This is a genomic window from Klebsiella sp. SWET4 (assembly GCF_024296565.1).
Taxonomy (GTDB): Bacteria; Pseudomonadota; Gammaproteobacteria; order Enterobacterales; family Enterobacteriaceae; genus Klebsiella; species Klebsiella variicola.
In genome coordinates, this window is sequence record NZ_JANCOB010000013.1 from 95,720 (window position 1) to 116,294 (window position 20,575).

20 protein-coding genes are annotated in these 20,575 nt (G+C 58.8%); 11 read left to right on the plus strand and 9 right to left on the minus strand.

Annotated elements, in window-relative coordinates:
* Positions 1-26 precede the first annotated feature (26 nt).
* Positions 27-728, plus strand: a complete 702-nt coding sequence (locus NKJ21_RS23470; protein ID WP_020947395.1) for a DnaA inactivator Hda — start codon at positions 27-29, stop codon at positions 726-728.
* On the opposite strand, the gene NKJ21_RS23475 is transcribed toward NKJ21_RS23470, so the two are convergent.
* The 3 genes from NKJ21_RS23475 to bepA form a co-directional block, all read right to left on the minus strand.
* Positions 725-1,636, minus strand: a complete 912-nt coding sequence (locus NKJ21_RS23475; protein ID WP_254733248.1) for an Rpn family recombination-promoting nuclease/putative transposase — start codon at positions 1,634-1,636, stop codon at positions 725-727. The two genes, NKJ21_RS23470 and NKJ21_RS23475, sit on opposite strands and share 4 nt — an antisense overlap.
* 127 nt (positions 1,637-1,763) lie before the next feature.
* Positions 1,764-2,123, minus strand: coding sequence for an arsenate reductase (glutaredoxin) (arsC, locus tag NKJ21_RS23480; RefSeq protein WP_008803830.1), 360 nt, complete (start codon positions 2,121-2,123; stop codon positions 1,764-1,766).
* Between the two features lie 9 nt (positions 2,124-2,132).
* Positions 2,133-3,596: a beta-barrel assembly-enhancing protease gene (gene bepA, locus NKJ21_RS23485; protein WP_008803831.1), complete on the minus strand. Its 1,464-nt coding sequence runs from the start codon at positions 3,594-3,596 to the stop codon at positions 2,133-2,135.
* Positions 3,597-3,647: 51 nt separating this feature from the next.
* Here bepA and NKJ21_RS23490 point away from each other — a divergent pair, with 51 nt between their 5' ends.
* Both NKJ21_RS23490 and NKJ21_RS23495 read left to right on the plus strand, forming a co-directional pair.
* Positions 3,648-3,764, plus strand: coding sequence for a hypothetical protein (locus NKJ21_RS23490; RefSeq protein ID WP_012540910.1), 117 nt, complete (start codon positions 3,648-3,650; stop codon positions 3,762-3,764).
* A gap of 54 nt (positions 3,765-3,818) precedes the next feature.
* Positions 3,819-4,883, plus strand: a complete 1,065-nt coding sequence (locus NKJ21_RS23495; RefSeq protein ID WP_012540911.1) for an AI-2E family transporter — start codon at positions 3,819-3,821, stop codon at positions 4,881-4,883.
* A gap of 60 nt (positions 4,884-4,943) precedes the next feature.
* Here the strand turns inward: NKJ21_RS23495 and bcp are convergent, their stop codons facing one another.
* Both bcp and NKJ21_RS23505 read right to left on the minus strand, forming a co-directional pair.
* Complete coding sequence (gene bcp / locus NKJ21_RS23500) at positions 4,944-5,414, minus strand: thioredoxin-dependent thiol peroxidase (protein ID WP_008803833.1); 471 nt, start codon at positions 5,412-5,414, stop codon at positions 4,944-4,946.
* 3 nt (positions 5,415-5,417) lie between these two features.
* Positions 5,418-5,984 (minus strand): glycine cleavage system transcriptional repressor, encoded by a 567-nt coding sequence (locus NKJ21_RS23505; protein ID WP_002913804.1) that lies wholly within the window; start codon positions 5,982-5,984, stop codon positions 5,418-5,420.
* Positions 5,985-6,137: 153 nt separating this feature from the next.
* On the opposite strand from NKJ21_RS23505, the gene dapA reads away from it, so the two are divergent.
* From dapA to ypfH, 6 genes are all read left to right on the plus strand, one after another.
* Positions 6,138-7,016, plus strand: a complete 879-nt coding sequence (gene dapA, locus NKJ21_RS23510) for a 4-hydroxy-tetrahydrodipicolinate synthase (protein WP_002913803.1) — start codon at positions 6,138-6,140, stop codon at positions 7,014-7,016.
* Between the two features lie 16 nt (positions 7,017-7,032).
* On the plus strand, positions 7,033-8,067 hold the full coding sequence (bamC, locus tag NKJ21_RS23515; RefSeq protein ID WP_008803834.1) for an outer membrane protein assembly factor BamC: 1,035 nt from the start codon (positions 7,033-7,035) through the stop codon (positions 8,065-8,067).
* 216 nt (positions 8,068-8,283) lie between these two features.
* Entirely contained in the window at positions 8,284-8,997 is a 714-nt protein-coding gene (gene purC / locus NKJ21_RS23520; RefSeq protein ID WP_002913801.1) for a phosphoribosylaminoimidazolesuccinocarboxamide synthase, read from the plus strand.
* Between the two features lie 119 nt (positions 8,998-9,116).
* Positions 9,117-9,992, plus strand: a complete 876-nt coding sequence (locus NKJ21_RS23525) for a neutral zinc metallopeptidase (RefSeq protein ID WP_004201945.1) — start codon at positions 9,117-9,119, stop codon at positions 9,990-9,992.
* Between the two features lie 9 nt (positions 9,993-10,001).
* Positions 10,002-12,005 (plus strand): tRNA(Met) cytidine acetyltransferase TmcA, encoded by a 2,004-nt coding sequence (locus NKJ21_RS23530; RefSeq protein ID WP_032730888.1) that lies wholly within the window; start codon positions 10,002-10,004, stop codon positions 12,003-12,005.
* A 76-nt stretch (positions 12,006-12,081) separates the two neighbouring features.
* Positions 12,082-12,777 (plus strand): esterase, encoded by a 696-nt coding sequence (ypfH, locus tag NKJ21_RS23535; RefSeq protein ID WP_032736092.1) that lies wholly within the window; start codon positions 12,082-12,084, stop codon positions 12,775-12,777.
* 48 nt (positions 12,778-12,825) lie between these two features.
* Here the strand turns inward: ypfH and NKJ21_RS23540 are convergent, their stop codons facing one another.
* From NKJ21_RS23540 to NKJ21_RS23550, 3 genes are read right to left on the minus strand one after another with little or no spacing between them, the layout of a single operon-like run.
* Positions 12,826-13,029, minus strand: a complete 204-nt coding sequence (locus NKJ21_RS23540) for a YpfN family protein (RefSeq protein ID WP_002913768.1) — start codon at positions 13,027-13,029, stop codon at positions 12,826-12,828.
* 26 nt (positions 13,030-13,055) lie between these two features.
* Entirely contained in the window at positions 13,056-14,183 is a 1,128-nt protein-coding gene (gene dapE / locus NKJ21_RS23545; RefSeq protein WP_012540914.1) for a succinyl-diaminopimelate desuccinylase, read from the minus strand.
* Positions 14,184-14,186: 3 nt separating this feature from the next.
* Positions 14,187-14,540, minus strand: coding sequence for an ArsC family reductase (locus NKJ21_RS23550; RefSeq protein WP_086631346.1), 354 nt, complete (start codon positions 14,538-14,540; stop codon positions 14,187-14,189).
* 365 nt (positions 14,541-14,905) lie between these two features.
* On the opposite strand from NKJ21_RS23550, the gene ypfM reads away from it, so the two are divergent.
* A complete protein-coding gene (gene ypfM / locus NKJ21_RS23555) occupies positions 14,906-14,965 on the plus strand; it encodes a protein YpfM (protein WP_100181659.1) in 60 nt (19 codons plus the stop codon).
* 127 nt (positions 14,966-15,092) lie between these two features.
* Here the strand turns inward: ypfM and acrD are convergent, their stop codons facing one another.
* Entirely contained in the window at positions 15,093-18,206 is a 3,114-nt protein-coding gene (gene acrD, locus NKJ21_RS23560; RefSeq protein WP_012540915.1) for a multidrug efflux RND transporter permease AcrD, read from the minus strand.
* Positions 18,207-18,578: 372 nt separating this feature from the next.
* Here acrD and aegA point away from each other — a divergent pair, with 372 nt between their 5' ends.
* On the plus strand, positions 18,579-20,561 hold the full coding sequence (gene aegA / locus NKJ21_RS23565) for a formate-dependent uric acid utilization protein AegA (protein WP_064142918.1): 1,983 nt from the start codon (positions 18,579-18,581) through the stop codon (positions 20,559-20,561).
* The last annotated feature ends 14 nt before the right edge of the window (positions 20,562-20,575 follow it).

Consider the following 20,575-nt stretch of genomic DNA (forward strand, 5'->3'; position numbering starts at 1 on the left):
TTCTGTAAGCCTATGTTGAGGTCCATCTGAACGCACCGGCACAGCTCTCTTTGCCACTGTATCTTCCTGACGACGAAACCTTCGCAAGTTTCTGGCCGGGTGATAATCCTTCCCTACTTGCTGCCCTCCAGAACGTACTGCGCCAGGAACACAGCGGGTACATTTATATCTGGTCACGTGAAGGGGCAGGTCGCAGCCACCTGTTACACGCCGCCTGCGCCGAGCTTTCCCAGCGCGGGGATGCGGTGGGCTACGTGCCGCTGGATAAACGGACGTGGTTTGTGCCCGAGGTACTGGAGGGGATGGAACAGCTGGCGCTGGTCTGCATTGATAATATTGAATGCGTCGCCGGGGATGAGCCCTGGGAAATGGCCATCTTTAATCTCTACAACCGGATCCTGGAATCAGGCAAAACCCGACTGCTGATCACCGGCGATCGGCCGCCGCGGCAGCTGAATCTTGGTCTGCCGGACCTCGCCTCACGGCTGGACTGGGGGCAGATCTATAAGCTGCAGCCGCTGTCGGATGAAGACAAACTGCAGGCGCTGCAGCTACGCGCCAGACTGCGCGGCTTCGAGATGCCGGAAGACGTGTGCCGCTTCCTGCTGAAGCGGCTGGATCGCGAGATGCGCTCGCTGTTTATGACCCTCGATCAGCTGGATCACGCCTCGATTACCGCCCAGCGCAAGCTGACGATCCCCTTCGTGAAAGAGATCCTTAAGCTCTAGTCCGCCAGTGGGGCCAGCTCCTGCTCCGTCAGTCCGGTCAGATGAGCGACCAGATCGCGCGCCAGGCCACTGTGTAGCATGGCGGCGGCGATACGCTGTGCCTCTTCTTTCCGGCCTTCCTGTCGCCCCTGCGCCAGTCCCCGCTCCAGTCCCTGTTGCTCGAGATATTCCGCAATCGTCATCAACGTCTCCTTATGTTGCGGCGTACGTAACGCCAGTTCGCGTATGAACTTGATCGGCTCGCGCGTATTGCCTGCCTGCACCAGATAGTGCATCAGGGCTTGTACCTGCGATTGTGTCGCCAGTCCAGTCAATAATAATTCGCTCAGCTTGTCGAGGAGCTGCGCCAGATCGCGTTGTCGAATATGTTTTTGCAGTAACTCCAGCGTTGCCATGCGCTGGTGGGTGGCAATGTCGTCATCCGGAATGACGGTAATGTCCGCCAGCGGAAACGCTTCGTGATAAAGACGGTTGGCCAGTTCCGGGGCGGCGAATTCATCGAGCCAGCGTAGAGAGTATGGGTAGGGGCTGGCCAGACCGTGGTAGAAGAGGACAGGGATCACCAGCGGTAGTTGATCGTGACCGGCATCGAGATGACGCTGCATGGCGGCGATGGCATAGCGCATCAGACGAAAGGCCATATGCCGGTCGGGCGTGCTCTGGTGTTCGATAAGCGCATAAATATAACCGTCTCCCGCCGTGGTTTTCAGGGAATACAAAATGTCGGCATAAAAGGGGCGCAGATCGTCTTCGACAAAATGCCCCGACTCGAGATGCAGCGTACGCAGATCGCATACTTTAAGCAGCGTTTCGGGCAGATACAGTTGCAGGAAATCGCGGGCGGTATCGGGATGGGAGAGGTAGGTTTTAAACACCGCGTCATGGGGCGTGAAGGTCGGTTTTTTCATGTTCATCCGTCCAGTGGATTGAGCGATAGATGAACAGTAGCATCGTCCGGCGGGCGGGAGGGATTGGCGTGGAAGATCTGGAATCGGCCACGTAAAAAAAGCGCCGCGAAAGCGCGGCGCAGGTGGGTTAGCTTACGATCTCAAGGACCTGCTCCGGCGGGCGGCCAATACGCGCCTGGCCGCGGCTGACGACGATAGGGCGTTCAATGAGCTTAGGATTGTCGACCATCGCCTGAATCAGCGCCGCGTCGCTAAGCGCCTGGTCGGCAAGATTGAGCGATTTGTACAGATCCTCCTTCTGGCGCATGAGCTCGCGGGGGCTCTCCATACCCAGCAGCTGCAGCAGCTCACGCAGCGTATCGGCATCCGGCGGTGTGTCGAGATAAAGCACCACCTGTGGATCGATGCCGCGGCTCTGCAGCAGGCTCAGCGTTTCGCGGCTCTTCGAGCAGCGTGGGTTATGGTAAATTGTTACCGCGTCGGTCATGGGGTCTCCTTACATTTTTTGATAGGGGCGGAAGCGGGCCTGCAGATCGCGTAGCTGGTCGATACGGGCATCGTAACGCGCCTGCTGCAGGCTACCAAGTTTCACCTGCGAGCTGGCGCTGCTGAGCAGGGAAATCGCCTGTTCCAGCTGACCGACGAGCGCCATGCTTTCTGCCCGCGCCGCCAGCTCCTGGTCGCGATTGCCCAGCGCGCCTTCCGCCTGGGCCAGCAGATCCCAGCCGTTGCCATCCTCTTTATTGGTAAAGGTATACCGGTTCAGAATGGTCGCCGCTTCCCCGGGCTGTCCGCCCTGCAGTAAGGCGTTGGCCAGGTTCAGCTGCAGTACCGGATTGGTGCGCAGCTCGCGGGCGTTTTTAAGGCGATTGATGGCGTCGCTGGTTTTCTTCTGCCCGAGGTCGATATCCGTGGCCAGGTCGAGATACCAGGCATTTTGCGGGTCGGCGCTGAGCAGCGGCTGCAGCGTTTTGCGTGCCTGGTCAAAGTTGTTGCTTTCCATCGCCAGCAAAGCGCGACCATACTGGGCGGCATGCTGTTGGCGAATATTGCCCTTATCCCAGGCGTTCAGCAGATCGGTGCCCAGCTTGTTGTCGCCGTTGGTGTACATCCCGAGGGTACGCGCCTTCGCCAGATAGAAGTCCGCCGAGGACTGTACCACCACCGGGCGCATCTGGTTGGCGCGGTTACGGGCATCGGCCAGTCGGCTTTCCGGTAGGGGGTGGGTGAGCAACATTTCCGGCGGTCGCGTCGAGTAGCGCGACTCGTCAAGCAGTTTACCCATAAACATCGGCATTGCCTGTGGGTCGAATCCCGAGCGTTGCAGAACCTGAATGCCAATCCGGTCGGCCTCTTCTTCGTTCTGGCGGGTGAAGCTGATCATGCCCTGTTGGGTACCGGCCAGCGTCCCGGTCAGGGCCGCCATTCCGGCCTGCGGGCTGGCCATCGCCAGCAGAATCGAACCCAGGGCACCGACCCAGGTCAGCGGCGCATTGCGCTTCTGATCTTCCATCGCGCGGGCGAGATGCCGCTGCGTAACGTGGGAGATTTCGTGCGCCATGACAGAGGCCAGTTCGCTCTCATTATCAGAGTAGCGGAACAGGGCGGAGTGGAGGACCACGTTGCCGCCAAAGAAGGCGAAGGCGTTGATTTGGTCGTTATTAATCAAATAGAAATGGAACGGGGTGCGCACTGAGTTGGCGTGTGCCACCAGACGCATGCCCAGCCCGTTGATATATTGTACCAGCAGCGGATCGTTAATCAGCGGCGCACTGCCGCGCAGCTGGCGCACATAGTAATCCCCCATCTGCATTTCCTGACCAATCGACAGCGTGCTTCCTGCAGAGGTCCCCATGTCCGGCAGCGTATCTGCGGAGTCAGCAAAAGCAGGGCCTATCGAACCCAGCGTCAGCGAGGCGATGACGGTCGCCACCAGCGTTTTCTTCAACTGCCTGAACATAACCTCTGTCCTGTAATGTGGGTGTGCCAGTTTGACCGATTGTGCGACGCAATGTTCCCTGGCCGCATCCCAGCGAGTTTAGCTGGCGTTGGCCGCCTTGAAAATATGATCTTCACGGCGGAGAACGGTTTGTCTGCGGCGCATCAAAAAGCGAAGTCTTTTTTGTGACATTTCGATACAATTCCCCGGATTGTCGCCGCTTGGCCCTTCAGGGAAGGTTTTATGCTTGAGATGTTAATGCAGTGGTACCGCCGTCGATTCAGCGACCCTGAGGCGATAGCGCTGCTGGTTATTTTGCTTGCCGGTTTCGGCATCATGTTCTTTTTCAGCGGTCTGTTAGCGCCGTTACTGGTGGCTATCGTACTGGCCTATCTGCTGGAGTGGCCGACGGTTCGTCTGGAACGGATTGGCCTGTCGCGCACCTGGGCCACCTCGCTGGTGCTGATCCTCTTTGTGGGCATCCTGCTATTGCTGGCCTTTGTGGTGATGCCGGTGGCCTGGCAGCAGGGGATCTATCTCATCCGCGATATGCCGGGTATGCTCAACAAACTCTCTGATTTTGCCGCTACGCTGCCGCGGCGCTATCCGGCGTTAATGGATGCCGGCATCATCGATGCTATGGCGGAAAATATGCGCAATCGGATGTTGACGGTGGGCGACTCGGTAGTGAAGTACTCTCTGGCCTCGCTGGTGGGGCTGCTTACCCTGGCGGTCTATTTGGTGCTGGTGCCGCTGATGGTCTTCTTCCTGTTGAAGGATAAAGAGCAGATGCTCAACGCGGTGCGCCGCGTACTGCCGCGTAATCGTGGCCTCGCCGGGCAGGTCTGGAAGGAGATGAATCAGCAGATCACCAACTACATTCGCGGCAAGGTGCTGGAGATGATTGTCGTCAGCGTCGCCACCTGGATCGGCTTTATTCTCTTTGGCCTCAACTACTCGCTGCTGCTGGCGGTGCTGGTGGGCTTCTCGGTGCTGATCCCCTATATCGGCGCGTTTGTGGTGACCATTCCGGTGGTGGGGGTGGCGCTGTTTCAGTTTGGCGCTGGCACCGAGTTCTGGAGCCTGTTCGCGGTCTATCTGATTATTCAGGGGCTGGACGGCAACCTGCTGGTCCCGGTGCTGTTCTCGGAAGCGGTCAATTTACACCCGCTGGTGATTATCCTGTCGGTGGTGATCTTTGGCGGGTTGTGGGGGTTCTGGGGCGTCTTCTTCGCCATTCCGCTGGCCACGCTGATTAAAGCGGTAGTGCATGCCTGGCCGGATGGCCTGGTGGTTGACGACGACTGACGTGTTCGGGATAAAAAAGACGCCGGGTGAGGATCTCCTCCCCCGGCGTCTTGCTCTGCATCAGGCGTTTTCTTTCAGCCAGTTCAGCACCACGTCGTGGTGATTGCTGGTCTTGAAGTCATCAAAGACGTGTTCGATTTTGCCATCGGCATCGACGAGGAAACTAATACGGTGAATACCGTCGTAGGTTTTCCCCATGAAGGATTTTTCGCCCCAGACGCCAAACTGCTCGCAAACCTGATGGTTTTCATCAGACAGCAGCGTGAAGTTCAGCAGCTCTTTCTCGGCGAAACGGGAGAGCTTTTCCGGTTTATCGGTGCTGATGCCCAGCACTTCTACACCGGCTTTCTTCAGGTCGTCCATATTATCGCGCAAGCCGCACGCCTGGACGGTGCAGCCCGGGGTCATGGCTTTCGGGTAAAAATAAACCAGGACACGTTGTCCCTGGAAGTCGGTTAAATTTACTTCCTCGCCGTCCTGGTCCGGTAAGCTAAATTTCGGTGCGATATCACCGGCTTTCAGTGGGGTCATGGGTTAAACTCCATCCTGTTCATCATGCTGTGAATAATTAACGATGTTAATACTGCCTTGTGCGTTCAGTTCTGTACATAGGGCTTTGAACGCTTGTTCGATATTTGCTGCATTTTGCGTCGCAGGACTGTGGGCAGTTATCTGGATAAAAAGCTGCGCGGAATCGCCGTCTCCCGGCTGAGTGCGGGACACCAGTTCCGCAATATTCATATTCCAGGTATCGCACAGGGCAGTGAAGCGCTCGATGATATGCGGTGAGTCCGGCACCTCAACCTGGACCCAAACGGTGTTTGGCATGGCCTGCGGCGGGCGCGCAGTGGTGCGTTTCATTACGATCAACAATTCCAGCTCCGCACCTTTCAGCGGCAGGGTTGATTCGATCAGGTTAATCGCATTCCACGACCCGGAAAGCAGCATGATAAACGTAAACTCATCACCGAGCATGGCCAGCCGGCTGTCTTCGATATTACAACCGCAGCTGCTGACGTGGCGAGTGATCGTATTCACGATGCCGGGACGGTCAGCCCCCAGGGCGGTAATAACCAGATAGTGTTGTAATGAGGCTGTCAAACCTGTTCTTCCTTTAAAAAGGTGAGGTAACATTAGGAAAGCATAAAAAAAACCGCCATACAACATCCCTGATGGCGTCGGGTCTCTTGCTTTTATTGCAGCTCCAAACGTAACATTGAGAATCTTGTCGCACTTCTGCTCTGAGGATGGCCCATGTTCACGGGAAGTATTGTAGCGCTTGTCACGCCGATGGATGAAAACGGTAATGTCTGCCGGACAAGCCTGAAAAAACTGATTGATTACCATGTCGCCAACGGAACCTCGGCGATCGTTTCGGTAGGGACTACCGGTGAATCCGCGACGCTGAGCCATGAAGAGCATGGCGACGTAGTGATGATGACGCTGGAACTGGCCGACGGGCGTATTCCAGTTATCGCTGGCACGGGAGCCAATGCAACCGCAGAGGCGATTAGCCTGACCAAACGTTTTAACGACAGCGGTGTTGTCGGCTGCCTGACGGTCACTCCTTATTATAACCGCCCGACCCAGGAAGGCCTGTTCCAGCACTTTAAAGCTATCGCTGAACATACTGACCTGCCGCAAATTCTGTATAATGTGCCGTCCCGTACCGGTTGCGATATGCTGCCGGAAACCGTTGGCCGTCTGGCGGAAATTAAAAATATTGTCGGTATTAAGGAAGCTACAGGGAACTTAAGTCGCGTTCACCAGATCAAAGAGCTGGTTTCAGACGACTTTATTCTGCTGAGCGGTGACGATGCGACCGGTATGGACTTCATGCAGCTCGGCGGCGTGGGCGTGATTTCCGTCACCGCCAACGTGGCGGCGCGCGAAATGGCCGACATGTGCCGTCTGGCGCTGGCGGGTCAATTTGCCGAAGCGCGTGCGATTAATCAGCGTCTGATGCCACTGCATACAAAATTATTTGTCGAACCCAATCCTATCCCGGTGAAATGGGGATGCAAGGCGTTGGGTCTTGTGGCGACCGATACGCTGCGCTTGCCGATGACGCCCATCACCGACCATGGTCGTGAAGCCGTCACCGCCGCGCTGAAGCATGCCGGTTTGCTGTAAAGTTTAGGGAGATTTGATGGCTTACTCAGTACAGAAGTCGCGCCTGGCGAAGGTTGCGGGTGTTTCGCTGGTTCTACTCCTCGCGGCCTGTAGTTCCGACTCGCGCTATAAGCGTCAGGTGAGCGGTGATGAGGCCTATTTACAGGCGTCACCGTTGAGCGAACTTCACGCGCCGGCGGGGATGATCCTGCCGATTCAGGTGGGCGATTACAACATTCCGGTGGCCAACAGCACCGGCGCGGTGGGCAAAGCGCTGGACATTCGCCCGCCAGCGCAGCCGCTGGCGTTGGTCAGCGGTGCGCGGACCCAGTTTAATGGCGATACCGCGACGCTGATGGTTGAGAATGGCCGCAGCGGCTCGCTGTGGGCGCAGGTCACCAGTATCCTTCAGTCGAAGAACTACGTTATCGCGAAACGCGATGATGCGAGCCAGACGCTGAACACCGACTGGGTTGAGTGGAACCGCCTTGATGAAGATCAGCAGTATCGCGGTCGTTATCAAATCTCCGTCAAACCGCAGGGCTATCAGCAAGCGGTGGTCGTTAAGCTGGTGAATCTGGAGCAGGCGGGTAAACCGGTTGCCGATCCGGCGTCACTGCAGCGCTACAGCACCGCCATGCTGAACGTCATTTCTGAAGGCCTTGATGCGAGCGCCACCAGCGCCCAGAACGCGGCCCAGCGCAGTGCTGGCGCCACCTTCGACGTGCAGAGCGCTGCCGACGATACCGGCCTGCCGATGCTTGTCGTTCGCGCGCCGTTTAACATGGTGTGGCAACGTCTGCCGGGCGCCCTCGAAAAAGTGGGAATGAAAGTGACCGACAGCACGCGCTCTCAGGGCAGCATGGCGCTGACCTACAAGCCGCTGTCTGACAGCAGCTGGCAGGAGCTGGGCGCACGTGACCCGCAGCTGGCCTCCGGTGACTACAAACTGCAGGTCGGTGACCTCGATAACCGCAGTAGCCTGCAGTTCATCGACCCGAAAGGTCACACCCTGACGCAGTCGCAAAATGACGCCCTGGTAGCCGTATTCCAGGCCGCATTTAACAAGTAATCAAAAGGGCTGGAGCAATCCGGCCCTTTTTCATGTATAGTGACGCAAACGTGTGCGTAGCCGCATAACCCTGTAAATCGCCGCGTTAAGGCCGCTCCAGTCGCCTGACTGCAGTTCGCCTCGCAAGCGTTTAGCCTCTGCTCTGAGGCTCGATGTAGGATGTTATGTAAGACCGACACGTCATTTTTTGGCTCAATATCACTGGAGTAGTGAAAGATGAAAAAGCAAGCTGAGTTGTATCGTGGTAAGGCGAAGACAGTATACAGCACCGATAATCCGGACCTGCTGGTACTGGAATTCCGTAACGATACGTCAGCAGGTGATGGCGCACGCATCGAGCAGTTCGATCGTAAAGGCATGGTGAATAACAAGTTCAACCATTTCATTATGAGCAAACTGGCAGAAGCGGGCATCCCTACCCAGATGGAAGCGCTGCTTTCCGATACCGAATGTCTGGTGAAAAAACTGGATATGGTGCCGGTAGAGTGCGTGGTGCGTAACCGTGCGGCAGGCTCGCTGGTAAAACGTTTAGGCATTGAAGAAGGTATCGAGCTGAACCCGCCGCTGTTCGACCTGTTCCTGAAAAACGATGCTATGCACGATCCGATGGTCAACGACTCCTACTGCGAAACCTTCGGCTGGGTGAGCAAAGAGAATCTGGCGCGGATGCGCGAGCTGACCTACAAAGCCAACGACGTGCTGAAAAAGCTGTTCGATGACGCCGGTCTGATTCTGGTGGACTTTAAGCTGGAGTTTGGTCTGTTCAAAGGCGAAGTGGTGCTGGGCGACGAGTTTTCGCCGGACGGCAGCCGCCTGTGGGATAAAAATACCCTCGATAAAATGGACAAAGACCGCTTCCGCCAGAGCCTGGGCGGCCTGATCGAAGCCTACGAAGAAGTGGCTCACCGCCTGGGCGTTAAACTCGACTAACCCGCTCGCCGCCAGAAGATGGCCTCATCTTCTGGCGTCTCTTGCTGTTTCCTGTGGTAATCCTGCGCTGAACCGCCTACGATCTCTGCTATTGATACATAACAGGGAATGAGGTGCTTATGCGCTGGCAAGGGCGTCGCGAAAGCGACAATGTTGAAGATCGACGTGGTCAATCAGGCTCGCCGTTTGGCGGCGGCGGGGGCGGCGGCTTCCGTCTGCCGAGCGGGAAGGGCGGTATTGTACTGCTGATTATTGTGCTGGTGGCGGGCTACTACGGCGTGGATTTGACCGGCATGCTGACCGGGGAGCCGATGCCGCAGCAGCAGACCTCCACGCAGCGCTCCATCAGTCCGAAAGACGATGAAGCGGCGAAGTTTACTTCCGTCATTCTGGCCACCACCGAAGATACCTGGGGACCGATCTTTGAAAAGATGGGCCGCCAGTACCCCCAGCCAAAACTGGTGCTCTACCGCGGCGCGACACGTACCGGCTGCGGCACCGGTCAGTCGGTGATGGGGCCGTTCTACTGTCCTGCCGACAGCACGGTCTATATCGACCTGTCCTTCTACGATGAGATGAAAAATAAACTGGGCGCCGACGGCGACTTTGCTCAGGGGTACGTCATTGCTCATGAGGTGGGCCACCACGTGCAAAAACTGCTGGGCATTGAGCCGAAAGTTCGCCAGCAACAGCAGCATGCCACCGAGGCCGAAGCCAACCGTCTGTCGGTGAAGATGGAGCTGCAGGCGGACTGCTTCGCCGGCGTCTGGGGCCATAATATGCAGCAGCAGGATATTCTGGAAACCGGCGATCTGCAGGAGGCGCTGAACGCTGCCGAAGCCATCGGCGACGACCGTCTGCAGCAGCAGAGCCAGGGGCGCGTGGTACCGGACAGCTTTACCCACGGCACGTCAAAACAGCGCTACACCTGGTTCAAACGCGGTTTCGACAGCGGCGATCCGGCGCAGTGCAACACCTTCGGCAGCGCGCTGTAATCGCCACCGATGATGGACGCGCTGCTTGACCTCACCGCGCAGATGGCGCGGGAGGGGATCCGTCGCCTGCTGGTGCTCAGCGGCGATGAGGCCTGGACGCTGCAGCAGGCGCAGGCGCTACGGGAGCGGCTCGGCGGCGATGGTCTGTGGGTAGGCTCCGATCCGGTTTCTGCGCCCTGCGTGGCGCCTGGCGCCCTGAAGACGCTGCTGGGTCGGGAAGTGATGCACGCCTTTTTCGATGCCCGGCGCGGGTGTGACGTGGCGGCCCTGGCGGCCCTGAGCGGTACGCTGCGGGCGGGAAGCTGGCTGGTGCTGCTGACGCCCCCCTTCGCCGACTGGCCGACCCGGGCGGATGAGGACTCCCTGCGCTGGAGCGATACTCCCGACCCTATCGTTACCCCCAACTTTGTTCACCGCTGCTGCCGGCAGTTTATCGCCGATCCGGAGGTGCTGCTCTGGCAGCAGTCGGACCGGCCGCGCTTCCCGCTGGCCGCCCCCCGCCCTGACTGGCATCCCGCCGATGGCCACCCCCAGGCCGAGCAGGCGCTAATCCTTGAGCAACTGTTGCGGCTGCCGCCCGGTATCGCGGCGGTGACGGCAGAGCGCGGGCGAGGGAAATCCGCTCTCGCGGGCATGCTGCTGCGCCAGCTTGGGGGCGAGGCCATCGTCACCGCCCCAACGCGTAGCGCCGTCGAGGTGCTGGCGAGCTTTGCCGGCGAGGCGTTCCGCTTTATGGCGCCCGATGCGCTGTTGGCGTCGCAAGAAACGGCGGCCTGGCTGATTGTCGATGAGGCCGCGTCGATCCCGGCTCCGCTTCTCCGGCAGCTGGTGAGCCGTTTTCCCCGCACGCTACTCACCACGACGGTGCAGGGTTATGAAGGCACCGGTCGCGGATTCCTGCTGAAATTTTGCGCCAGCCTGCCCCGTCTGCAGTCATTCAGCCTGAGCGCCCCGATCCGCTGGGCGGCGGGCTGTCCGCTGGAGTCAGCCATCCGTCAGTTGCTGATCTTTAACGATGAGGCATTTCGCGACGCGCCGACGGGGGAGGTGGTGCTGGAAGCGGTTAATCAGTCCTGCTGGCAATCGCAGCCAGCGCTACCGGAGGCGATGTACCAGCTATTGTCCGGGGCGCACTACCGGACTTCCCCGCTCGATCTGCGGCGCATGATGGATGCCCCCGGCCAGGCTTTTCGCTGCGCTCGCGCCAGCGGCGCGGTGGCGGGCGCGCTATGGCTGGTGGCCGAGGGGGGACTTTCTCCCGAACTTAGCCGGGCGGTGTGGGCAGGGTTTCGCCGGCCGCGCGGGAATCTGGTCGCCCAGTCGCTGGCGGCGCATGGCGGCAGTCCCCTGGCGGCGACGCTGTCCGGGCTGCGGGTCAGTCGGATCGCTGTCCATCCTGCCCGTCAGCGCGATGGTCTCGGGCAGAAGATGATCGCCAGTATCGCCGCCGATGCCGCAGGCTATGACTATCTGTCCGTCAGCTTCGGCTATACCCCTGAGCTGTGGCGCTTCTGGCAACGCTGCGGGTTTATCCTCGTGCGGCTGGGAACCCATCGCGAGGCCAGCAGCGGCTGCTATACCGCGATGGCTCTGTTCCCGCTGACTGCGGCGGGGCACCAGCTCGCGCAGCGGGAGGCGCAGCGGCTGCTGCGGGATGAATATTGGCTTCGCCCGTGGCGGGACGAATCCGCGCCGCTGCCGGCCGTCGCAGACGCTATGCTTAGTGATGAGGACTGGCTGGAAGCGGCGAGCTTTGCTTTCGCCCATCGCCCGCTGGCCGCGGCGCTGGGCTGCCTCAACCGCCTGCTGATGCAGGCCGACATGCCGTTGCCGGCTCTGCGCGGACGTCTGCAGGGGGAAGAGGAAGCCGCGCTGTGTGCTGCGCTGCGGCTGACGGGGCGTAAAGCCCTGCTGGCGAGATGGCGTGTTGAGGCCGCTGACGCCTTGCGCTTCCTCGATGCAGCGCGTGCTGAGGCGCTGCGTCAGCAGGTGGCGCATCTGCAATTATTTTAACTAACTCATTCAGTTAAATGGCATGGTCATATCTGGCGAGCGGCGTAAACTGCCGGCATACACTAAGGAGACAGCCATGAAACACGATCATTTTATTGTTCAAAGCCCTGCGACGCCTGCGCAACAGCTGTTGCTGCTGTTTCATGGTGTGGGTGATAACCCGGTCTCTATGGGGCAAATCGGCAGCTGGTTCGCGCCGCAGTTTCCCGATGCGCTAATTGTCAGCATCGGCGGGGTCGAACCTTGCGGTTCCAACGGTCGGCAGTGGTTTTCGGTGCAGGGAGTGACGGAAGAGAATCGTCAGCAGCGCATCGATGCCATTATGCCGACCTTCATTGACATTGTGCGCTACTGGCAAGAGAAAAGCGGCGTCAGTCCACTGGCCACCGCGCTGATCGGTTTCTCTCAGGGGGCGATTATGTCGCTGGAGAGTATCAAAGCGGCGCCAGATCTGGCTTCAAGAGTGATCGCCTTTAATGGCCGCTACGCGACGCTGCCGATGACGGCAACGACGGCCACCACCATTCATCTGATCCACGGGGGGGAAGATCGGGTTATCGACCTGGCGTGGGCGGTGTCGGCTCAGGAGGCATTACAGCAGGCGGGCGGCGACGTGACCTTAGATATTGTTGACGATCTGGGGCATGCCATTGACGATCGCAGCATGCAGTTTGCCATCGAGCGTCTGCGTTATACCGTGCCGAAGCACTATTTTGATGAGGCGCTGAGCGGCAGTACGCCAAAAGGGGACGATATCATCGAAATGCTGTAACCCCGGCGGACGGGGTTACAGGCGGGCAGTACCGCGATAAAGGCAAACTTACGGTTTCTTCGACTGGTCGTGCTTCGGCCAGTCGTCGTCATCGTCCCATTTATCGTTAAAATCACGGTGCGGCGGCAGATCGGGTTTGTTGTTAAGGAATTTTTTGTGGTCAACGCGGTTCAGATCTTTGATCACGTTGATAATCACCCCCACCAAAAAGACCAGAACCAGAATCCACCAGTGTTTAATAAGCCATTCCATGCGCGCTTCCTCTTTACGTCAATTCGTCAGGCGACCAGCTGTTCCATTACGCGTTGATACATCCGTGCCAGCAGCTGCAGGTCGGCGGCGTTCACACATTCATTAATTTTGTGAATGGTTGCGTTCACGGGGCCCAGCTCAACCACCTGCGCCCCCATGCGGGCGATAAACCGACCGTCAGAGGTGCCGCCGTTGGTCAACAGCTGCGGTTTGATCTCATTATAGTGCTCAATTGCGCTCACCACCGCATCCACCAGTTTACCGCGCCCGGTGAGGAACGGCTGGCCGGAGAGCCACCACTCCACGCTGTAACGCAGCTGGTATTTTTCCAGCAGGGAGACCACGCGGGCTTTGATCATCTCGTCCGTTAGTTCCGTACTGAAGCGGAAGTTGAACTGGACGAACATATCGCCGGGGATCACGTTGTTGCTACCGGTACCGGACTGTACGTTAGCGATCTGCATGCTGGTTGGCGGGAAAAATTCATTGCCTTTATCCCACTCGATATTGACCAGCTCCGCCAGCATCGGCGCCGCGCGATGGACAGGGTTATCGGCAAGGTGCGGATAGGCGACATGGCCCTGCACGCCGTGAATGGTCAGGTTGCAGGTCAGCGAGCCGCGGCGGCCGTTTTTCACCACATCGCCGACCACTTCGGTACTGGAGGGTTCGCCGACCAGACAGTAGTCCAGACGCTCATTACGCGCCATCAGCGTTTCCACCACTTTGACGGTGCCGTTTTTGGCGCTGGCCTCTTCATCTGAGGTGATCAAGAACGCCAGTCTGCCGCGATGATTCGGGTACTGCGCGACAAAACGTTCCGCCGCCACCACCATCGCCGCCAGCGAGCCTTTCATATCAGCTGCGCCGCGGCCGAACAGCATGCCGTCGCGGATGGTCGGTTCGAACGGGGGGTTGATCCAGCGGTCGGCGTCGCCTGCCGGGACCACGTCGGTGTGGCCGGCGAAGGCCAGCGTCTCGCCGTGGCCGCGCCAGGCCCAGAAATTCTGTGTATCGCCGAAATCCATCGGTTCAACGGTAAAGCCGATCGCACGCAGGCGTTCAATCATTAACGCCTGGCATCCCGCATCATCGGGGCTAAGGGAAGGGCGGCGAATAAGCTGCTGAGCCAGCTCAATGACCGGGCAAGACATAGACTATACCTCGTTAAACTGCTGATAACTTGCTTCACTAAAACCCAGCAGCATAGGACGACCGGGCGCACAGAGCAATGGGCGTTTGATAATCGCCGGCATTTCCAGCATCAATGCGGCGGCGGCGTCGGCATTATCGATGCTGTTGCGCAGCGACTCGTCGAGTTTGCGCCAGGTGGTGCCGCGGGTGTTCAGCAGCGCCTGCCAGCCCAGTTCGGCAATAAAGGTATCCAGTTGCGCGTGGTCAAGGCCATCGGCGCGGTAGTCATGAAACTGATACGCAATCTGATGCGCTTCCAGCCAGCGACGGGCTTTTTTAATGGTATCGCAGTTTTTAATTCCGTACATGGTGAGCATAGATAAACCTTTCACATTCAATTAAGCGGTTAACTCAGATATTTCCGAATATATAAGTCTTACTGAAATAATACGTGATTCAGATGAATAAATATAACTTTTTACCGGGTATCTCATTCAATTGACGGCGTGGTGAAATTTTGCTCATTCGCGGAAGTGATGTGAGGCTATTAACAATATTGCGAAAATGTTGCCTGAGAGTGCTCTGCGTCACATAATTTTTACATACGAAACGGCATAGTGGCGGCATCCAGAGGATTTATCTCTGTCAGCGGTCCACTAGACAATCAGAGCAATAGGGGAGCACAACTTCCCATCAGCAATGAAGTTATATAGAATCGACCATAATAATAAGAGAGGCTATTATGATTGAACATGAACTGGGGAACTGGAAAGATTTTATTGAAGGCATGCTTCGTAAATAAATTTCCGCAATGTGAGCAGGGGAATAACGCGAAGTAAATAAGCGCGTCATGGTTCTGAACACATAAAGAAGGCGACCTTAAGGGTCGCCTTTTCTGTTATTAAGGCTCGCCGCCAACGCCCGACGGCTTATTGCGGACGCTCCTTCAGCGGAAAGCGGCGACGTACCAGCACAAAGAACAGCGGCACGAAAAAGATGGCCAGTACGGTGGCGGAGATCATCCCGCCCATCACCCCGGTACCGACCGCATGCTGGCTGCCGGAGCCGGCCCCGGTGCTGGTCGCCATCGGCAGCACGCCGAAGATAAACGCCAGCGAGGTCATCAGGATGGGGCGCAGACGCTGACGGCAGGCCGACAGCGTGGCGCTGAGCAGATCCTGGCCTTTCTCGTTCAGCTCGTTGGCGAACTCAACGATCAGAATGGCGTTTTTCGCCGACAGGCCGATCACCGTCAACAGGCCCACCTGGAAGTAAACATCATTCTCCAGGCCACGCATCCAGGTCGCCAGCAGGGCGCCAATCACCCCGAGCGGGACCACCAGCATCACCGAGAACGGCACCGACCAGCTCTCGTACAGCGCCGCCAGGCACAGGAACACCACCAGCAGCGAAATCGCGTACAGTGCCGGCGCCTGAGCGCCAGAGAGGCGTTCCTGGTAGGACATGGCGGTCCATTCGAGGCCAAAGCCGGTTGGCAACTGCGCGGCCAGCTTCTCCATCATGTCCATCGCGGTGCCGGTACTGATACCCGGCGCCGCCTCACCGACGATCTCCACCGCCGAGTAGCCATTGTAGCGTTCCAGACGCGGTGAGCCGGTCTCCCAACGTGAGGTGGCGAAGGCCGAGAACGGCACCATCGTGCCGCTGCTGTTGCGGACATACCAGAGATTAATATCGTCAGGCAGCATCCGGTATTTCGCCGCTGCCTGGACGTAGACTTTCTTCACCCGGCCGCGATCCATAAAGTCGTTGACGTAGCTCGACCCCCACGCGGTTTGCAGCGTATCGTTGATGTCGTCAATGGAGACGCCCAGCGCCTGCGCTTTACGCTGATCGATATCGACCTGCAGCTGCGGACTGTCGTCGAGCCCGTTATGGCGGACCCGGGTCAACAGAGGGTTTTTGCCGGCCAGCTCAAGCAGCGTATCGCGTGCCGCCATCAGCGCATCGTGCCCCTTACCGGCGTGATCCTCAAGCTCCATATCGAAGCCTGCCGAACTGCCGAGGCCGCTGATGGCCGGCGGGCTGCTGGCGATGACCCGCGCTTCGTTGATCTGATTAAACGCTTTGGTGGCGCGTTCAATAATGGCAAAGGAGGAGCCGGTTTCCGGGTCGCGCTGGTCCCAGTCTTTGAGACGCACAAACATGCGGGCCACGTTCTGCCCGTTGCCGCCGGGGCCGGAACCGACGGTGGCAAATACCGATTCGACGTTCTGCTTCTCATTATTGAGGAAGTAATCTTCCGCTTTTTGCACTACTTTCAGCGTCTGCTGCTGAGTAGCGCCGCTCGGCAACTGGACCGAGGTGGTGAACATCCCGCGATCTTCCAGCGGCAGGAACGAGGTGGGCAGATGCAGGAACAGGAACACCATCCCGCCGAGCAGGACGACGTAGATCAGCATCCAGCGCAGCGAGCGGTGAAGAATTTTGCCGACAAAGGTTTCGTAGCGGCTGGCGCTGCGGTTGAAGGTGCGGTTGAACCAGCCGAAGAAGCCTTTTCTTTCATGGGATTCACCTGGCTTAACCGGCTTGAGCAGCGTGGCGCAAAGGGCCGGAGTGAGGATCATGGCCACCAGCACCGAGAGGACCATCGCCGCGACGATAGTGATTGAGAACTGGCGATAGATGGCCCCGGTGGTGCCGCCGAAGAAGGCCATTGGCACAAACACCGCCGACAGCACCATGGCGATCCCCACCAGTGCGCCTTGAATTTGCCCCATCGATTTGCGGGTCGCCTCGCGTGGCGACAGGCCCTCCTCGCTCATGATGCGCTCGACGTTCTCCACCACCACGATGGCGTCATCCACCAGCAGGCCGATCGCCAGCACCATCGCGAACATCGTCAGGGTGTTGATGCTGTAGCCACAGGCATACAGCACCGCAAAGGTGCCCATCAGCACCACCGGCACGGCGATGGTCGGGATCAGGGTGGCGCGGAAGTTCTGCAGGAACAGATACATCACGAGGAAGACCAGCAGGATCGCCTCCAGCAGCGTTTTGACCACATCAGTGATGGAGGCCTTTACGAAGGAGGTCGTCTCGTAGGCGACTTTATATTCCAGACCGTGAGGAAAATACTGCGACAGCTCATTGAGGCGATTGATCACGCGCTCCGCCGTGGCCATTTCGTTGGCGCCGGAAGCAAGCTTAATTCCCAGGCCCGAAGCGGCCTGCCGGTTGTAGCGGCTGAGGTAGTCGTACTTCTCCGCCCCCATCTCGACGGTGGCGACATCGCCCAGCGTCACCTCTGAACCATCCTGATTGACGCGCAGGGTGATATTGCGGAACTGCTCCGGGGTTTGCAGCAGAGATTGCGAGTTGATGGTGGCGTTCAGCGCCTGCTTATCGACCGAAGGCGTCCCGCCAAGCTGGCCGACGGCAATCTGGGCGTTCTGCGAACTGATGGCGTCGGTCACATCCTTGGTGGTCAGCTGGTAGCTATTGAGCTTCGCCGGGTCGAGCCAGATGCGCATTGAGTATTGCGAGCCGTAGGCGTCGATATCCCCCACGCCGTTGACGCGGCTGAGCGGGTCCTGAATGTTACTGGCGACGTAGTCGGCAATATCTTGTTTATCCATGCTGCCGTCGGTGGAGACGAAGGCGAGGGTCAGGATATTGGTGTCGCCGGTTTTGCGCACCGTCACCCCCTGGTTTTGCACTGCCTGCGGCAGTTTACGCATCGCCGACTGCAGCTGGTTCTGAACCTGCTGCACGGCTTCGTCCGGGTCGGTACCGGCGGTGAAGCTGAGGGTGATCGTCGCCTGGCCAGTGGCGCTGCTCTGGGATGACATATACATCAGGTTATCGAGGCCGGTCATATTCTGTTCGATAACCTGGGTGACGGTATTCTCCAGGGTTTGCGCGGAGGCGCCGGGATAGTTGGCGGTGATCCGCACGTTCGGCGGGGCGAGGTCGGGATACTGTTCAACGGGAAGCGACAAAATGGCAAGGGTGCCCGTCAGACATAACAGGATTGCCAGCACCCACGCAAAAATGGGGCGATCGATAAAGAAATTCGCCATCAGAATAAAGACCTCATATGCACATTTTTTTGTTATTGCACAGCCTGTGCCACTTTAGCGCCAGCGCCTCCGGCAATCGTGGAGAAATTAAGGAGATAGTGTAATTTATCATGTTGCTTTTGCCGTATCGTAAAGAAACCTCGAACTTTCCTGCCAGCAGGCAGTGAGCCTGCTTTGCAGCCTCAGACAGGCGCATTATCCCTTGCCGGTGTGAAACCTCATTTCATTTAAGTCAAAAAAATTGATCCAAAACGGATTCTCTCCAGAAAAAGTTTATCCTGGGCATTTGGACATTGTTCCGGCGCCGTCTTGTCGGGTAATAAATAGTCATGCGCATTGAGGGGTTATTCACCAAGAAGACAAAAGGAAGCCATGAACCACTTTATTTTGAGCGATAGTCGAAAATGTATCGGCTGCCAGGCCTGCGAAGTGGCCTGCGTAATGGCGCATAACGAGGAGCAACACGTGCTGACCCCGCAGCGCTTTTTACCTCGTATCACCGTCATCAAAGCGGCGGGCCAGCGTAACGCTATCACCTGCCGCCACTGTGAAGACGCCCCCTGCGTCCGCAGTTGCCCCAACGACGCCATTGCCCAGTCCGGCGACAGCGTTCAGGTCAGTCAGGAGAAATGCATTGGCTGTAAATCCTGCATGGTGGCCTGCCCGTTCGGGGTGATGCAGGTGGTGGTGACGCCGCAGGCTGCGGGCCTGGTAAAGGCCAGCGCGCAGAAATGCGATCTGTGCCAGGGCCGCGAAGCGGGACCGGCCTGTGTGGAAAACTGTCCCGCGCAGGCACTGACCCTCGCCGACGATGAGACGTTGACCGCGCTGGCGAAGCAGCGGCGACTGCGCTCGGCATGCCAGGAGGTGCAGCCGTGGCAGCGCGGTACGCCGACCTGCAGCCAGCCCAATGTTGGCGCGAAGGTCAGGCAAATGGCGATGACGCCGCCGCGCGGGGAGCCGGATAAGCTGGCGGCGGAGGCGCGTAAGAGCCACTTTGAGGAGATCTATCAGCCGTTCACCCCGGCGCAGGCGCAGCAGCAGGCCGCCCGCTGCCTCACGTGTGGGGAACACAGTATTTGCGAATGGACCTGCCCGCTGCATAACCATATCCCGCAGTGGGTCGAGCTGGTTAAGTCGGGGGATATCGCCGCCGCGGTCGCGCTTTCCCATCAGACCAACTGCCTGCCGGAGATCACCGGTCGCGTCTGCCCCCAGGACCGGCTGTGTGAAGGTGCCTGCACCCTGCGCGATGAAAGCGGCGCAGTCACCATCGGCAACATTGAGCGCTATATTTCCGACCAGGCGCTGGCCAGCGGCTGGCGTCCGGACCTCTCGCAGGTTAAGCCGAGCGGTAAGCGGGCGGCGATTATCGGCGCCGGGCCGGCCGGGCTGGCCTGCGCCGATGTGCTGGTGCGTCACGGCGTCCAGCCGGTGGTTTTTGACCGTCATCCGGAGATCGGCGGTCTGCTGACCTTCGGCATCCCGGCGTTCAAGCTGGATAAATCGCTGCTGGCCCGGCGGCGGGCCATTTTCAGCGAGATGGGTATCCGCTTTGAACTCAATTGCGAGGTGGGGAAAGATATCCCCCTGGCGACGCTGCTGGCCGACTATGACGCGGTGTTCGTCGGCGCCGGAACCTATCGCTCCATGAAGGCGGGGCTGCCGAACGAAGAGGCCCCCGGCGTTTACGATGCGCTGCCGTTCCTCATTGCCAACACCAAACAGGTGATGGGGCTGGCGGCATCGGCTCAGGAGCCTTATATCAACACCGCCGGGCTGAACGTCGTCGTGCTGGGCGGCGGCGATACAGCGATGGACTGCGTGCGCACCGCGCTGCGTCACGGCGCCCGCCAGGTGACCTGCGCCTATCGGCGGGATGAAGCCAACATGCCGGGCTCGAAAAAAGAGGTCAAAAACGCCCGCGAAGAGGGGGCGGTCTTTGAGTTTAACGTCCAGCCAGTGACCCTGGAGCTGGACGAAAGCGGGCGAGTGAACGGGGTACGCTTTTTGCGCACCGAGCTGGGCGCCCCGGACGCGGGAGGAAGACGCCGCCCGACGCCGATCCCCGGCAGTGAGTTTGTTATGCCGGCGGATGCGGTGATCATGGCCTTTGGCTTCCACCCGCACCGCATGCCCTGGCTGGAAGCGGCGGGCGTGGCGCTGGACAGTCAGGGGCGCATCAAAGCCGGCGTCGAGAGCCGTTACCGTTACCAGACCAGTCAGGAGAAGATCTTTGCCGGCGGCGATGCCGTGCGCGGCGCAGACCTTGTAGTGACGGCGATGGCGGAAGGCCGTCACGCGGCGCAGGGGATTTTGGACTATCTGGCGCTGAAAACGACGCCGCTTCACTGACGACAAACCCGGCC

Coding starts and splice junctions, on each gene's coding strand:
- NKJ21_RS23475 (WP_254733248.1), bottom strand. CDS start 1,636: ATGAAAAAACCGACCTTCACGCCCCATGACGCGGTGTTTAAAACCTAC.
- arsC (WP_008803830.1), bottom strand. CDS start 2,123: ATGACCGACGCGGTAACAATTTACCATAACCCACGCTGCTCGAAGAGC.
- bepA (WP_008803831.1), bottom strand. CDS start 3,596: ATGTTCAGGCAGTTGAAGAAAACGCTGGTGGCGACCGTCATCGCCTCG.
- NKJ21_RS23490 (WP_012540910.1), top strand. CDS start 3,648: ATGTTCCCTGGCCGCATCCCAGCGAGTTTAGCTGGCGTTGGCCGCCTT.
- NKJ21_RS23495 (WP_012540911.1), top strand. CDS start 3,819: ATGCTTGAGATGTTAATGCAGTGGTACCGCCGTCGATTCAGCGACCCT.
- bcp (WP_008803833.1), bottom strand. CDS start 5,414: ATGACCCCACTGAAAGCCGGTGATATCGCACCGAAATTTAGCTTACCG.
- dapA (WP_002913803.1), top strand. CDS start 6,138: ATGTTCACGGGAAGTATTGTAGCGCTTGTCACGCCGATGGATGAAAAC.
- bamC (WP_008803834.1), top strand. CDS start 7,033: ATGGCTTACTCAGTACAGAAGTCGCGCCTGGCGAAGGTTGCGGGTGTT.
- purC (WP_002913801.1), top strand. CDS start 8,284: ATGAAAAAGCAAGCTGAGTTGTATCGTGGTAAGGCGAAGACAGTATAC.
- NKJ21_RS23525 (WP_004201945.1), top strand. CDS start 9,117: ATGCGCTGGCAAGGGCGTCGCGAAAGCGACAATGTTGAAGATCGACGT.
- NKJ21_RS23530 (WP_032730888.1), top strand. CDS start 10,002: ATGATGGACGCGCTGCTTGACCTCACCGCGCAGATGGCGCGGGAGGGG.
- ypfH (WP_032736092.1), top strand. CDS start 12,082: ATGAAACACGATCATTTTATTGTTCAAAGCCCTGCGACGCCTGCGCAA.
- NKJ21_RS23540 (WP_002913768.1), bottom strand. CDS start 13,029: ATGGAATGGCTTATTAAACACTGGTGGATTCTGGTTCTGGTCTTTTTG.
- dapE (WP_012540914.1), bottom strand. CDS start 14,183: ATGTCTTGCCCGGTCATTGAGCTGGCTCAGCAGCTTATTCGCCGCCCT.
- NKJ21_RS23550 (WP_086631346.1), bottom strand. CDS start 14,540: ATGCTCACCATGTACGGAATTAAAAACTGCGATACCATTAAAAAAGCC.
- acrD (WP_012540915.1), bottom strand. CDS start 18,206: ATGGCGAATTTCTTTATCGATCGCCCCATTTTTGCGTGGGTGCTGGCA.
- aegA (WP_064142918.1), top strand. CDS start 18,579: ATGAACCACTTTATTTTGAGCGATAGTCGAAAATGTATCGGCTGCCAG.